Genomic DNA, 13,184 nt, shown 5'->3' with positions numbered 1-13,184 from the left:
CAACCTTAATTAATGCGTTGTGTATTTACTATACTGTTCTCTGAACCAAAATTATTAGCCCGATAACCATCAGCCTGATGGTCGTTATCCCACTGCTTACCATTAATCAAATAACGAAAGTGAAACTCTTTATCAACAGGCAAACGCTGTTTACACTTAAACACACCCAACTTTTTGTTCAGTTTCATTGGCACTGGCTGCCAATCATTAAACTCCCCAAGTAAACAGACATCATCAGCATCAGGATGAGAAAATTCAAACGTGACTTCTGCTTCGTTTTTTGTCTTAAAAAAGCGTTTATTCAACATAATAGGCTCCAACTAAACCGTAAGGGTTATTCATCTTTGCCACAGGCCAAACAGCTTAAATAGGCGATGTGGAATCCATTCATTCACATAAAAACAAGCTTAAAGTTAAACAAAACTTTATTTACGCATTATTACAGTGCGTTATTTATTTTACCGCACTAGGTTGGTGCAGTTTTCAACCATTTTAAACAGGTTTTTAGGTAAGCTCTTTAACTGAGCAATTTTTAAACCAACTACACCCGATTAAATTTCTTTTACAACAATTCACTCATAATCGTTTTTTATTACCACATTGAGGTTAAAAAACCTTTAGCTTAACAACATCATCAGCGATAATAATTATCTACCTAGCCAATGCCGATAAATATTTAAAAACTATGATTAAAAAAAGCATTCTTATTACCTCTGTTATTGTTTTTCTCACTACCATTGCTGTTGTTGGTAGTTCAATTTATACACTATATAGTAAAAAGCTTGTCTCTGTAGACCCAAAGTTAAAAGAAATTTCCGGCATTGAGTTTGATAAATATAAACGTCTGTGGGCTATTAATGACAGTGGTGACGAACCTAAGCTATATAGACTCAATGACGATGGCTCTATCGCTAAAGAGATTTTAGTCAGCAACGCAAAAAACATTGATTGGGAGGACATGACACAAAATAACTTTGGTCATTTTTTCTTGGGTGACTTTGGTAATAATAAAAATGAACGTAAGTGGCTAACCATTTATAAAATAGAAAACCCGATTGATATTAAAACAAATACCACTGAAGCCGAGATAATTAAATTTACCTACCCAGAATTAGACGGCAGTCCAATACAACCTGATCAACGCAATTATGACTTAGAAGCTTTTGTCGCTTTTGGCCGGCACTTATATTTATTTACTAAAAACCGAACTGAACCCTTTGATGGTATTACCAATGTTTACAAAGTAGGCGATCATGCAGCAAATTTTGACGCCCAGCTAATTGACTCGTTTAGAACCTGCACCACCATGGAAAAGTTATGCTGGATCACCTCTGCAGCACTCAGCCCAGATAGAAAAAAACTTGCGCTACTAGACTCAACCAGCATTTGGCTGTTTGAAAATTTTAAAGGGGATAAGTTTTTCTCTGGTGATGTGTCTAAAATTGATCTTGGTATTGTGACCCAAAAAGAAGCGATCACGTTTTATGATGATAATACAATTGCCTTTACTGATGAGGAATTTAAAGGCATTGGCGGTAATGTTTATTTTTTAAAGCTCGATCAAGTTACTAAGGTAAAGGTACAGCGAAGCCACGCACAAGCCCAGTAGGTTAAAATAAATCTATTTCTGAATCGTTTTCTTGTACGTTGATTAGCTGTTCAGCGATTAAATCTTCGTATACACAAAACTTATCTCGGCCATTATTTTTAGCGTAATACAGTGCTTTGTCGGCGCTCTCTATTACAGTGATTGGGAAATCATAAGGGCTAATACGTGCTAAACCAGCACTGATCGTCATGTTTTCAACAAAAGGAAACGAAGTATTTCTGACGAGTTGTAAAAATTCTGCCATTTTATTACATATGGAATCTGCATCAGTGGGCTCAAAAACAATCACAAATTCTTCACCACCAAAGCGAAAAATTAAATCGGTTGAACGAAAAAAGTGACGCATTTTTTGCGCTAATATCAGCAGTACTTCATCACCGCAAATATGACCATACTTGTCGTTTATATTTTTAAAATGATCAATATCTAAAATAGCTAACCAAGATGTAGATGCGTATTTTTTTTGCCTTTTACCCTCATCTCGGGAAGAACTGTGAACTTTTAATACTTGTTTTTCAATCAGTTGTTTTATTTTTTTCTCAAAGGTTTGTCTATTTAATAGTCCTGTTAATTTATCTCTTTCGTTTTCATGAAGAATCACTAAATAATTTTCAAAAATACGACAAAAAGCATTCAACATCACCTGAGCTGGACTATCTAGGCTGTTTGAAACCACAGAAATTGCGGCGACTGTTTTCTCTTGGCGGGTAATGGGTAACCAACGGCGTTCAATGCCATCTGTTGATTGCACAGTGATAATGCAAGCAGAACGTAAGCAGGATAAAAGCTCATCCTCGGGGTGTGCAACAATTTGTCGTTGTACCCACTCAAATTGCTTTTCACCAGTCACTTTCAAACATAGGCTTTGTTCAATGGTAAGTTGACCCTGAACTTCTATGTCTTTATAAACTGAAACTTCTTTACACCCAATAAACTCTTGGATGGTCGATATCAAGCTGTATTCAAGTGAGTCTACGTCTCTGTTTTTTGTTATTTTGATAACTGAGTTTAGTAAATTTTCTTGCATTGTACTCCCTAAAGCAAACTGGGCATTAACAACTCATAAATTCAGCATAGACCACAGGGTATAATATGCTAATTAAAATATTGAAATACCAATCTCACCCAGTCTAATAGGGAGCTTTGGGTGAACTTTGAACAAAATATAACTTAGCTATTCGTCATGCAATTTATAAACTTTTCAGATACGAGCGTTATGGCAACCTTATCAGTGTACATAGCCTGACTATTTTTTGTAATAAAGTCAGCACATTGCGCTTGTGATTGTTTGAATTTTTGCTTACATGAGTTTACTGACTCACCAATAACTTCTTGATAAATACTTTCATCACATAAGCTATTGGCAAACTGACTCGCGCCAGTAATAATCTCATCAATATTGACGGGTGAGGATTCTAGTTTGAAAAATATGTCGCTGTAAGTTTCAACCGTTATGTTATCGCTTGAGTCAAATAAAGTGGCCTTTGCACTTAAATATGAGCCACCTATTATTAATAGGGCTGCAGCAGCTAGTGTTGTGTATTTCATAACATTTCCTTGTAATGTTTTTGAGCTGTTTTGCCAAAACGTCCTGTTTCTCACATTGTAATCAACTAGTGTTCTTGCATGTAATAACTATACTTATCAGGTTTGTTTAGTATTGGAGGATTGTGGCAAATGCAGGGGCGAAAAGCCTATTGATTTGGTCAAAAACAATCCTTGTTTCTAATAAGGGGAGATTACAATTAAGTGAGCCTAAATGCAAATAATTAATACTCACTGAATAGTTAGAAATAAATCTAATTAACGCTTAAATTTGGTTTCTAAAATAACCGATGAACGAGTGCGCTCTACCCCATCTAAATTACCTATATCGTCTAATAAGTGGCTTAACTGCTCGAGATTTTGAGCTTCGACAATGGCAATTAAATCAAATTCACCGCTAATTGCATACAACTGAGATATGGCATCTATTTGTTTTAACTCTACGTTGGTTTTAGTCGTTAGCTTTTGTTTGACCTTTATTGAGACATGTGCAGAAACTAAGCTATTTAAAAAATCATCTCCAAAGTCAACGTTATACCCTTTAATCACCCCACTTTGCTCCAACTTAAGCATGCGACTTTGCACTGTTGAGCGGGATAAATTTAAATGCCTTGCAAGGTCAGAAATACTTGCTCTAGCGTTCGTTTTTAATACTGATAGTAGCTTTTTATCTTGGGGAGTTATCATAATGCTAATAAGGTTCGTTATTTTGACTATTATTCTAATCATTTTTCACAAAATAGCACTGCAAATTTAATCCATAACCTTTGATAATGACATTTTTAATAAGTATGAACGCATTGTATTGCTGAATAAGCCTGAGCTTATCGTTATTTTTCAGCAACGTTTTTTATGTGATTAATTTAGGTGTAAAAATGCAAGTAACCAGAGATTTATTTAACGACGTAATGGTCCCTAATTACAACCCATCTGCAGTTATTCCCGTTCGTGGTGAAGGCTCACGCGTGTGGGATCAAAATAACAACGAATTTATCGATTTTGCCGGTGGTATTGCGGTTAATTGTTTAGGTCATTGTCACCCTGCATTAGTGGGCGCACTAAAAGAGCAAGGCGAAAAAATTTGGCACTTAGCAAATGTAATGACCAATGAGCCAGCACTTCGCTTAGCTAAGAAAATGGTTGATGCTACCTTTGCAGAAAAAGTTTACTTTGCAAACTCAGGAGCTGAAGCAAACGAAGCGGCTTTAAAGTTAGCGCGTCGCTTTGCCTTGGAAAAATTTGGTGCTGAAAAGTCTAAGATCATCGCTTTTAATAAAGGCTTTCATGGCCGTACTTTTTTCACTGTAACTGTAGGTGGCCAAGCCGCTTATTCTGATGGTTTTGGGCCAAAGCCTGCTGATATTGTTCATTGTGACTACAATGATATTGCTGCCTTTGAAGCCTTAATTGGCGATGATACTTGTGCAGTAATGATGGAGCCATTACAAGGTGAAGGCGGTATTGTGCCACCAACCAATGAGTTTGCACAAAAAGTACGTGAACTGTGTACTAAGCATAACGCACTGCTTATTTTTGATGAAGTACAAACCGGCGTTGGCCGTACAGGTCATTTATATGCATACGAAGGCTTAGATGTTATTCCTGATATTTTAACCACGGCAAAAGCATTAGGTGGCGGTTTCCCAATTGGCGCTATGATCACGACTACTGAAATTGCAGCACACCTAAAAATAGGGACTCATGGTTCTACCTACGGTGGTAACCCATTGGCATGTGCTGTTGCAGAAGCTGCATTTGATACAGTAAATACCCCTGCGGTTTTAAATGGCGTAAAAGAACGTGAACAAATGTTCCGTGATGGTCTAAATGCCATTAACGAAAAATACCATGTATTTAGTGAAATCCGTGGTAAAGGCTTACTTATTGGTGCTGCATTAAATGAAAAATTTGAAGGCCGTGCTCGCGACTTCTTAGTTGCAAGTGCTAATAACGGTTTAATGAATTTAGTAGCCGGAATGAACGTTATCCGCTTTACACCTTCATTAGTAATCCCATTTGAGGATATTAAGGAAGGCTTAGCTCGCTTTGAAAAAGCAGTAAGCGAAGTTGTAAACGGTTAATCACTAAGTAAAACATATAAAGCCCTGAGATAAATGTTTACCTCAGGGCTTTATTGGAGCAAGTAGTTAATGCAAGTATTACGTCCTATTACTGTCAATGATTTTGCAGCACTTAAAGAGATTGCCATTGAATCAGGCCATGGTTTTACCTCTTTACCTGTCGATGATGGACAACTACAAGAAAAAATAGACCGTGCACAAAACAGCTTTACTAAAAATGTAAATAAGCCTATCGATGAAAGCTATTTATTTGTTTTAGAAGACAGTGACACTGGCAAAGTAATTGGTACTACCGCCATAGAAGCGGCCGTCGGTTTGTCTGTTCCTTTGTATCACTACCATTTAGGTAAAACTGTCCATCATTCACCCACCTTAAACGTTTACAATACCGTTGATATTTTAAGTATGTGTAATGACTACACAGGCTGCTCAGAAATATGTACTTTATTTTTACGTGAAGACAGCAGAAAAGGCTTAACAGGGCGGTTTTTATCACGTTCACGCTTTTTATTTATGGCACAACATAGTGAACGCTTTGCCGACACTGTAATTGCTGAAATGCGTGGCGTGAGTGATGAACAGGGGCACTCTCCATTTTGGCAATGGTTACAAGAACACTTTTTTAGTATTGAATTTCCACAAGCTGATCACTTAGTTGGTTTAGGCGATAAAGTATTTATTAGCGAGCTTATGCCTAAATACCCTATCTATGTAAACTTGCTAAGTAAAAAAGCACAAGCGGTGATTGGTCATGTTCATGATAAAACCAAGCCTGCACTTAAGTTGCTTGAAAAAGAAGGGTTTGAACATCGTGGCTACGTTGATTTATTTGACGCAGGTCCCACGGTAGAGGCAAAGCTCGGTAATATTCGCAGTATTCGTGATTCACAAGTGTGCCCAATTACCATTGGTGAACTTGAACATATTAATGAGCAAAGCTCAGATACCCTTGCTATTTGTAATCAAGGGGTTAGCGACTTTAGAGCCACGTTCACTAAACACGCTCATTATAATCAAGCAAAGCACACCTTAGTTATCAGCCAAGAAGTAGCTGATGCACTTCATTTAAATCAAGGAGATGCAGCGCGATTTTTCCGCCTGTAACACTATTTATGAACACACAACTAATTAATAACCAATGGCACGCAGGCCAAGGCCCTGCTTTTAATTCTGTTAATCCAAGCAATGGCGAAGTTGTTTGGCAAGGTAATGGTGCCAGCCCCGAACAAGTTAGCAGTGCTATTGAAGCGGCAAGAGCCGCGCAAATTCAATGGGCAGATATGCCAATTGAACAACGTATTACCATTTTAGAAAACTTTGTTGCCCAATTAAAAGAACACAGCGAAGAATTTGCTAGCATTATTGCTCGTGAAACAGGTAAACCACTATGGGAAACGCGCACAGAAGTCGGTGCGATGACAGGCAAAGTTGCTATTGCTATCCGTGCTTACAATGAGCGAACTGGCACAACCGAAAACCCAATGCCTGGCGCAAAAGCCTTTATTCGCCACAAACCACATGGTGTAGTGGCTATTTTTGGCCCATATAATTTCCCTGGGCATTTACCAAACGGTCATATTGTCCCTGCTATATTAGCGGGTAATACCGTGGTGTTTAAACCATCAGAACTAACTCCTCACGTAGCACAGTTTACTTTAGAGCTGTGGCTAAAAGCAGGCTTACCTGCTGGGGTTATAAACCTTGTTCAAGGTGAACTAGAAACAGGTAAAGCACTTGCTTCACATCAAGATATCGATGGCTTATTTTTTACTGGTAGCTCAAACACAGGGCATTTATTACATAAACAATTTGCAGGCCATCCAGGTAAAATCTTAGCGCTTGAAATGGGCGGTAATAACCCGCTAGTGGTTAAAGATGTTGCTGATGTGAGCGCAGCCGTTCACGATATTATTCAATCGGGCTTTATTACTTCGGGTCAGCGTTGTACTTGTGCACGTCGATTATTTATTGAAAAATCAGCCAATGGCGATGCTATTTTAGAAAAGCTGATCAGCGCAACCAAAAATATCCTTGTAGATGATAGCTTTGCTGACGATCAACCATTTATGGGTGCCATGATCAGTGAAAAAGCCGCCTTAGGCATGGTTGCAGCGCAAGCTGACCTAGTTAAACAAGGTGCTGAGGTACTCGTTGAGCTTAAACAATTAAAACCAGGCACTGGCTTTGTCAGCCCAGGTATTATTGATGTCACTAAAATCGATGAAATCGCCGATGAAGAACACTTTGGCCCGCTAATTAAAGTATATCGTTACACTGACTTTGATAGCGCTATAGCAGAGGCGAATAACACCAGCTTTGGTTTATCTGCAGGTTTACTTGCAGACAGCGAAGATGATTACAGCCACTTTTTAAAACGTATTCGTGCCGGTATTGTTAACTGGAACCGCCCTATTACAGGCGCATCAAGCGCAGCGCCATTTGGTGGCATAGGTGCCAGTGGTAACCACAGAGCTAGTGCATACTATGCTGCTGATTACTGCGCATACCCAGTGGCCTCAGTAGAGTCAGAAAAAGTTAACTTACCGCAAACCCTCGCGCCGGGCTTAATTATTGAATAACAATTTTAGAAAATTTAAGGATTTACCATGCATACTGATGTAAACACATTATTTGATAACTTATGGCAAAACTACCTAAAAGTAACGCCATCAGCTGATAAAATTCATGACTTATTAGGCTCAACGCAAAAAGACGACATTATTAACGACCATATTGCACTGCGTACTTTTAACATAGAAAAAGTAGGCCTTGAAAAACTAGCTGCGCACTTTTTAGCTATTGGTTATAAAGAATGTGGTGAATATCACTTTGAAGCAAAAAAACTCTACGCCAAGCATTATGAGCATAGCGATCCGACACAGCCAAAAGTGTTTATTTCTGAATTATTAGTTGAAAAATGTTCGCCTGAGCTACAAGCAATCGTTACGGATATGGTGGCACAAATTGACGAAAGCGCTGTGACTGCCGATAATTTTTTATATTCAGGCACACATTGGCAAGTAAGCACTGATACTTACAAAAAGTTATTAGCTGAGAGCGAATATGCAGCGTGGATGTCTGCGTGGGGTTACCGTGCAAATCATTTTACTGTGAACATTAATACCTTAGCTAAATTTGATAACATCCATGATGTAAACCAAGCTCTTAAAGATGCCGGTTTTGCACTTAATACCTCAGGAGGCGAAGTAAAAGGCTCACCAGAAGTGCTATTAGAGCAATCATCAACATTAGCTGATGAATACGCTGTGACCTTTAGCGATGGCGATATGCGCATTCCTAGCTGTTTTTACGAGTTTGCTATTCGTTATCCAAAACCTGATGGTGAAATTTACACTGGATTTGTTGCAGCCTCTGCAGATAAAATTTTCGAGAGCACCAACGCACGTTAACTGAGTTGTGCTAAATTAAAAAAAGCCCATTTTTGGGCTTTTTTTGTTTCTGAGAAAAAGCTCACTTATAAATCATAAAAACAACGGCTTGTAGTCGTTTTCTAATTGTTCAAATGACAAATTACCAATAAAACGACCAAAGCTCAGCCACGTAGCAAGTCCTCTTAAATCTTTAAAATGAGGCGGCACAAATTGTGGGTTTTCAATCACACCTAAATCATGTAGTTGCGATATTAACCTAAAGTCATCAATTGATATTTTACCCACCAGCAATAGCGGTAATTGGTCAATTCTGCCAAGCTGTATCGCCACCCGAATTAAGTTATAAACCAATACAAAGCCTTTTATATAAGCAATGTCTTTAGTAAACGGTAAGCCGGTTGCGGTGCTACCTCTAAATACACGCTGTGCAAGGGTGTAGCTGTCGTCTTTTGATAACCCTTGTGCTACATAATCTCGGTATATATCTACAAACTCAGCACCATCAATCACTTTGGTGACCGCTTGAATACGGTTTACTAATTTTGATAAGCGACGTGGTGTTGATTTAAGAGTAATTATTTCGGTCAGTACTGCAAGCCCTTCTTGGGTAACGGTAGAGCTTGGCGTGCCTTTACTCAAACAAGTTAAATAAGGTTGCGCTAAGCCATTTTGAGTGGTGCCTACATGGATCCAGCCCTCGTGCACCTCTAAAATATCTAATTCGCGCTGAGAAAACTTAACATCTTGATTAAGCTTTATATTGTTAGCTCCTGCTGCCGCATCACTGACAATTCCATCACTAAGCATTACTTCCACATTAATCCCTTGCATACTGGCATTGACCTGCTCAGACAAAATACGTACCGCATCACTGGCATCAATATTTTTAGGATCTTCAGGCAAAATGTTCGCATCAAGCAAACTTTTTAATGGCTGCTCAAGCATATTAGCAAGCTCAGATAACGATGGCTCACCAGCATGAAAAAGGTCTTTTGGATGCCCAAAAAGCTCTACCGACAAGTCATGAAATTCGGCAGTACCTCGGTACTCCAGCATATTAAGCACTGTTTTATATTCGCTACACATTTTACCCATATATTGAGTTATTGGGTTTAATTGCCCCAACTGATTAATAATATTTCGGTGCAGTGTTGAAAATGCTTGGCGCAACTCACTAGGCACAAACCCTAAATCGCGCTGTTGGTAGTAAGCACGGTCTATTAAAGGATTTTTTTGGCATTTTTGCCTAAAAAACTCTTCTTTAGTCTGTTTATCCCAATTAATTGCATCGAGAATTCTAATTGGGGTTTGCAGCGCAATGAGTTGGTCGGATAAGTCACGAGTTTTTAAAAGTAACGCCTTGTCTATCATGGTAAAAGCTCAACATAGAGTGAGCTCTGAGCATAATTTATAAATTAAAAATAGCAAAGCAATATCACACATTCTTGACTATTGTTTTTATGATGATCGACCCGCATATCTATAGCGTATGAAAGAGTAAATAAAGGTGCAGACAATGAAAAATGAAATCGACAACAAACAGATTCTAGCGGTTTACGAACGTATCCAGCAACGAGGTGAAACCACAGAAGAAGGTAAGCTTTATCAGGGAGTAACTGCATTTTCTGATATTGACGGCTATACCGTTTACTTACAAGGCAGTGGCGTGTTACTACGCTTTGGATTTCATAATACCTACCATTTAGATTACGAACATGACAAACACAAAGACGACTTTTTGAAGAAACTTTACAACATAGCTAATGAAGAGTAATGCGACCAACAAATAGACGAAATAGACCAACTAGTTCGCGCAATTTGCAGTTTATTCACCAAGTTATTGCGCAATTAAAAGCTGAGCCTGAAAAGCTGCAACTGATAAAAAACAATCTTGCTTATTACCGCGAACAAACACACTTAAAGCGCGGTTTTTTGCTCGCGATTGAACGTTTTGATTGGGTGTTTGAAGCTACTGATAACATCGACGAAATTTGTGAGCAGATTATGGCCGATGACTATATTGGCAATCGTTTAAGACGTTATCCCTTATTATTTAAAGGTGTTGTTGAAAGCTAAACAGCGCCTTATTTTTCTCCTACTTCGCGTTAACATTTGTTTAATTTACCTCCCATATTTCTCTTTGAAACCGGATTTTGATCGCAACAACATATCTATTCCCTTTACCTTTATATAAATGCCCTGCTGGTAAAAAATACAATTAGTACTCTAATAGTTATCGCACTAACAAATAAATCACTAAAAGTTTCACTCACCTCGTAAAGAATTGATTACACTATAAAGAACAACACCAATAAAACATACAAATCATTGTTATTTAAAGACTTTAAACAAGGTCTTGAGTTGTTAATTTTGCATCATTTCATACTCATTTTGTTAATTATTTATCCATACTTTACTCTCTTGCCATTTAAACAAGCCTTGAATTGTTAGAGCTATTACCTTAAGCTTATCTTTATTGAACGATCAATTAATAAAAATTATGCCTAAAGTTGGAATGGAACCTGTAAGGCGTCAGCAGCTAATTGACGCGACTATAGAGTCAGTTGCTCAAAAAGGATTACAGGCGACTACTATCAATAGTATTAGTAAAAATGCTGGAATGTCATCAGGCATAATTAGCCATTACTTTGGTGGGAAACAGGGGCTAATTGAAGCAACTGTGCGTTACTTACTCTCGAACTTGAAAGACGACTTAATTAGTAAGGTTAATGAAAATACCACAGCAACTCAAAGGTTAATGTTTATTATTGAATCAAACTTTGCGCTAGTACAACAACGAAAAGACACCACTCGGACGTGGTTAAGTTTTTGGGCGCAATCAATGCACGATAAGGAACTTCATCGTTTACAAAATGTAAACAGTAAACGCTTGCAAAGCAATTTAACCGTTTCATTTAAGCAATTAATGCCTTTAGCGCAAGCAACCCTCGCGGCTGAATTAACCGCAGCAATGATTGATGGCTTATGGCTTCGTGCCGTATTAAGCCAATCAGACGAAAATCAGTTTAAACACAGTGAATCACTAGCTAAAAACTACGTGCATTCACTTATCAAGCAATATGGAGCCTAACGTGACTACACCTATCTATCAAAACTTTATCAACGGCCAATTCCTTGCAAATAAAAGCGGCGAAACATTTGATGTAGTAAATCCTGCTACCGGCCAGGTAATTTATGCCGTTGAAGTCGCTGACCAGCATGTTCAAAACGCAGCGATAGAAAGTGCAAAACAAGGCTTTAAAGTTTGGTCAGCGATGACCCCTATTGAGCGCAGCCGTATTTTACTAAACGCCGTTGCTATTTTACGCGAGCGCAATGATGAGCTTGCACTGGTTGAAGTGCTCGATACTGGTAAACCAATGCAAGAAGCTAACTGCGTAGATGTTGAAACAGGCGCAGATGTAATTGAATATTTTGCAGGTCTTGCCCCTGCACAAGTTGGTCAACAACAAATGGTTGGCGATGACTTTTACTACACACGCAAAGAGCCTTTAGGTATTTGTGCCGGTATTGGTGCATGGAACTACCCATTACAAATTGCATGTTGGAAATCAGGCCCAGCCCTCGCAGCGGGTAATGCATTTATTTTTAAGCCGTCTGAAGAAACGCCGCTTGGTGCAATTAAATTAGCCGAGGTGTTTATTGAAGCAGGCGTCCCTGCTGGCGTATTTAATGTAGTTCAAGGCGCCGGTGAAGTAGGCCAATGGCTTACTGCACATCAAGATATTGAAAAAGTATCATTTACTGGTGAAGTAGGTACCGGTAAAAAAGTAGTCGCCAGTGCTGCAGGCACATTAAAAGATGTGACTATGGAACTAGGTGGTAAATCGCCATTATTAGTATTTGATGACGCCAACATTGAGCAAGCAGTAAGTGCTGCCATGCTAGGTAACTTTTATACCCAAGGTGAAATTTGTACGAACTGCACTCGTATTTATGTTCACAAGAATGTGTATCAACAATTTATTGATGAACTTAAAACACGTACCGAAAACAATATTATTGCCGGTGACCCGCAAGATTTAAATACTAACTTTGGCGCGCTTATTTCTAAGAAGCATCAAGATTTAGTAATGAGTTACATCGACAAAGGCCTTAAAGAAGGTGCAACATTATTAACGGGTGGTTCAACGCTTTCTCCAGCATCTGCACCAGATGGCTATTTTGTAGCGCCGACAGTATTTGTTGATTGCAACGATGAAATGACCATCGTTAAAGAAGAAATTTTTGGCCCAGTAATGAGCGTTTTAGTATTTGATGATGAAGATGATGTAATTGCACGTGCTAACGGCACTCACTTAGGTTTAGCTGCAGGCGTTTTCACTAGCGATATTAAACGCGCTCATCGCGTAATTCATCAACTTCAAGCCGGTATTTGTTGGATTAATGCTTACGGTAACTCGCCAGCAGAAATGCCAGTGGGTGGCTATAAGCAATCGGGTATTGGTCGTGAAAATGGTATAGAAACACTTGATCATTACACGCAAACTAAGTCTGTTTATGTTGGTATGGCCGACATAGAAAGCCCGTTTTAAG

14 protein-coding genes are annotated in these 13,184 nt (G+C 38.6%); 9 read left to right on the top strand and 5 right to left on the bottom strand.

Annotated features, from left to right (window positions below):
* Positions 1-5: 5 nt before the first annotated feature.
* Entirely contained in the window at positions 6-308 is a 303-nt protein-coding gene (locus CWB78_RS09920; RefSeq protein ID WP_010388937.1) for an isoamylase early set domain-containing protein, read from the bottom strand.
* Between the two features lie 377 nt (positions 309-685).
* Here CWB78_RS09920 and CWB78_RS09915 point away from each other — a divergent pair, with 377 nt between their 5' ends.
* The gene (locus CWB78_RS09915; protein WP_010388938.1) at positions 686-1,609 is read left to right on the top strand and encodes a hypothetical protein; all 924 of its coding nucleotides are present in this window, start codon (positions 686-688) and stop codon (positions 1,607-1,609) included.
* Position 1,610: 1 nt separating this feature from the next.
* Here CWB78_RS09915 and CWB78_RS09910 read toward each other — a convergent pair whose 3' ends face one another.
* From CWB78_RS09910 to CWB78_RS09900, 3 genes are all read right to left on the bottom strand, one after another.
* Positions 1,611-2,636, bottom strand: a complete 1,026-nt coding sequence (locus CWB78_RS09910) for a GGDEF domain-containing protein (protein ID WP_054201650.1) — start codon at positions 2,634-2,636, stop codon at positions 1,611-1,613.
* Positions 2,637-2,779: 143 nt separating this feature from the next.
* Positions 2,780-3,157 (bottom strand): hypothetical protein, encoded by a 378-nt coding sequence (locus CWB78_RS09905; RefSeq protein WP_010388941.1) that lies wholly within the window; start codon positions 3,155-3,157, stop codon positions 2,780-2,782.
* Positions 3,158-3,412: 255 nt separating this feature from the next.
* Positions 3,413-3,841 carry an Lrp/AsnC family transcriptional regulator gene (locus CWB78_RS09900; protein ID WP_010388942.1) on the bottom strand — a complete coding sequence of 143 codons (429 nt, stop codon included), beginning with the start codon at positions 3,839-3,841 and terminating at the stop codon, positions 3,413-3,415.
* Between the two features lie 188 nt (positions 3,842-4,029).
* Between CWB78_RS09900 and CWB78_RS09895 the strand changes: the two genes are divergently transcribed.
* The 4 genes from CWB78_RS09895 (at position 4,030) to CWB78_RS09880 (ending at position 8,645) form a co-directional block, all read left to right on the top strand.
* Positions 4,030-5,235, top strand: a complete 1,206-nt coding sequence (locus tag CWB78_RS09895; RefSeq protein WP_041709403.1) for an aspartate aminotransferase family protein — start codon at positions 4,030-4,032, stop codon at positions 5,233-5,235.
* A 69-nt stretch (positions 5,236-5,304) separates the two neighbouring features.
* Positions 5,305-6,339 carry an arginine N-succinyltransferase gene (astA, locus tag CWB78_RS09890; RefSeq protein ID WP_010388944.1) on the top strand — a complete coding sequence of 345 codons (1,035 nt, stop codon included), beginning with the start codon at positions 5,305-5,307 and terminating at the stop codon, positions 6,337-6,339.
* Positions 6,340-6,347: 8 nt separating this feature from the next.
* Positions 6,348-7,814, top strand: coding sequence for a succinylglutamate-semialdehyde dehydrogenase (gene astD / locus CWB78_RS09885; RefSeq protein ID WP_010388945.1), 1,467 nt, complete (start codon positions 6,348-6,350; stop codon positions 7,812-7,814).
* Positions 7,815-7,841: 27 nt separating this feature from the next.
* Positions 7,842-8,645 (top strand): DUF1338 domain-containing protein, encoded by an 804-nt coding sequence (locus CWB78_RS09880; RefSeq protein ID WP_138595320.1) that lies wholly within the window; start codon positions 7,842-7,844, stop codon positions 8,643-8,645.
* Between the two features lie 72 nt (positions 8,646-8,717).
* On the opposite strand, the gene CWB78_RS09875 is transcribed toward CWB78_RS09880, so the two are convergent.
* Positions 8,718-9,998, bottom strand: a complete 1,281-nt coding sequence (locus tag CWB78_RS09875; protein ID WP_075170231.1) for a flavohemoglobin expression-modulating QEGLA motif protein — start codon at positions 9,996-9,998, stop codon at positions 8,718-8,720.
* A gap of 145 nt (positions 9,999-10,143) precedes the next feature.
* Here CWB78_RS09875 and CWB78_RS09870 point away from each other — a divergent pair, with 145 nt between their 5' ends.
* The 4 genes from CWB78_RS09870 to betB all read left to right on the top strand — a co-directional run bounded on the left by CWB78_RS09870 (position 10,144) and on the right by betB (position 13,183).
* The gene (locus CWB78_RS09870; protein WP_010388948.1) at positions 10,144-10,401 is read left to right on the top strand and encodes a DUF3081 domain-containing protein; all 258 of its coding nucleotides are present in this window, start codon (positions 10,144-10,146) and stop codon (positions 10,399-10,401) included.
* Entirely contained in the window at positions 10,401-10,703 is a 303-nt protein-coding gene (locus CWB78_RS09865; RefSeq protein ID WP_054201207.1) for a hypothetical protein, read from the top strand. The genes CWB78_RS09870 and CWB78_RS09865 overlap by 1 nt, the downstream gene beginning before the upstream one ends.
* Positions 10,704-11,142: 439 nt before the next feature.
* A complete protein-coding gene (gene betI / locus CWB78_RS09860; protein WP_138595318.1) occupies positions 11,143-11,718 on the top strand; it encodes a transcriptional regulator BetI in 576 nt (191 codons plus the stop codon).
* Between the two features lies 1 nt (position 11,719).
* Positions 11,720-13,183: a betaine-aldehyde dehydrogenase gene (gene betB / locus CWB78_RS09855; RefSeq protein ID WP_075170232.1), complete on the top strand. Its 1,464-nt coding sequence runs from the start codon at positions 11,720-11,722 to the stop codon at positions 13,181-13,183.
* Position 13,184: the final 1 nt, after the last annotated feature.

The sequence above is a fragment of the Pseudoalteromonas sp. S1612 genome (genome assembly GCF_005887175.1).
GTDB lineage: Bacteria > Pseudomonadota > Gammaproteobacteria > Enterobacterales > Alteromonadaceae > Pseudoalteromonas > Pseudoalteromonas undina.
This window is presented reverse-complemented; position numbering and strand designations above follow the sequence as displayed.

Coding starts and splice junctions, on each gene's coding strand:
- CWB78_RS09920 (WP_010388937.1), bottom strand. CDS start 308: ATGTTGAATAAACGCTTTTTTAAGACAAAAAACGAAGCAGAAGTCACG.
- CWB78_RS09915 (WP_010388938.1), top strand. CDS start 686: ATGATTAAAAAAAGCATTCTTATTACCTCTGTTATTGTTTTTCTCACT.
- CWB78_RS09910 (WP_054201650.1), bottom strand. CDS start 2,636: ATGCAAGAAAATTTACTAAACTCAGTTATCAAAATAACAAAAAACAGA.
- CWB78_RS09905 (WP_010388941.1), bottom strand. CDS start 3,157: ATGAAATACACAACACTAGCTGCTGCAGCCCTATTAATAATAGGTGGC.
- CWB78_RS09900 (WP_010388942.1), bottom strand. CDS start 3,841: ATGATAACTCCCCAAGATAAAAAGCTACTATCAGTATTAAAAACGAAC.
- CWB78_RS09895 (WP_041709403.1), top strand. CDS start 4,030: ATGCAAGTAACCAGAGATTTATTTAACGACGTAATGGTCCCTAATTAC.
- astA (WP_010388944.1), top strand. CDS start 5,305: ATGCAAGTATTACGTCCTATTACTGTCAATGATTTTGCAGCACTTAAA.
- astD (WP_010388945.1), top strand. CDS start 6,348: ATGAACACACAACTAATTAATAACCAATGGCACGCAGGCCAAGGCCCT.
- CWB78_RS09880 (WP_138595320.1), top strand. CDS start 7,842: ATGCATACTGATGTAAACACATTATTTGATAACTTATGGCAAAACTAC.
- CWB78_RS09875 (WP_075170231.1), bottom strand. CDS start 9,998: ATGATAGACAAGGCGTTACTTTTAAAAACTCGTGACTTATCCGACCAA.
- CWB78_RS09870 (WP_010388948.1), top strand. CDS start 10,144: ATGAAAAATGAAATCGACAACAAACAGATTCTAGCGGTTTACGAACGT.
- CWB78_RS09865 (WP_054201207.1), top strand. CDS start 10,401: ATGCGACCAACAAATAGACGAAATAGACCAACTAGTTCGCGCAATTTG.
- betI (WP_138595318.1), top strand. CDS start 11,143: ATGGAACCTGTAAGGCGTCAGCAGCTAATTGACGCGACTATAGAGTCA.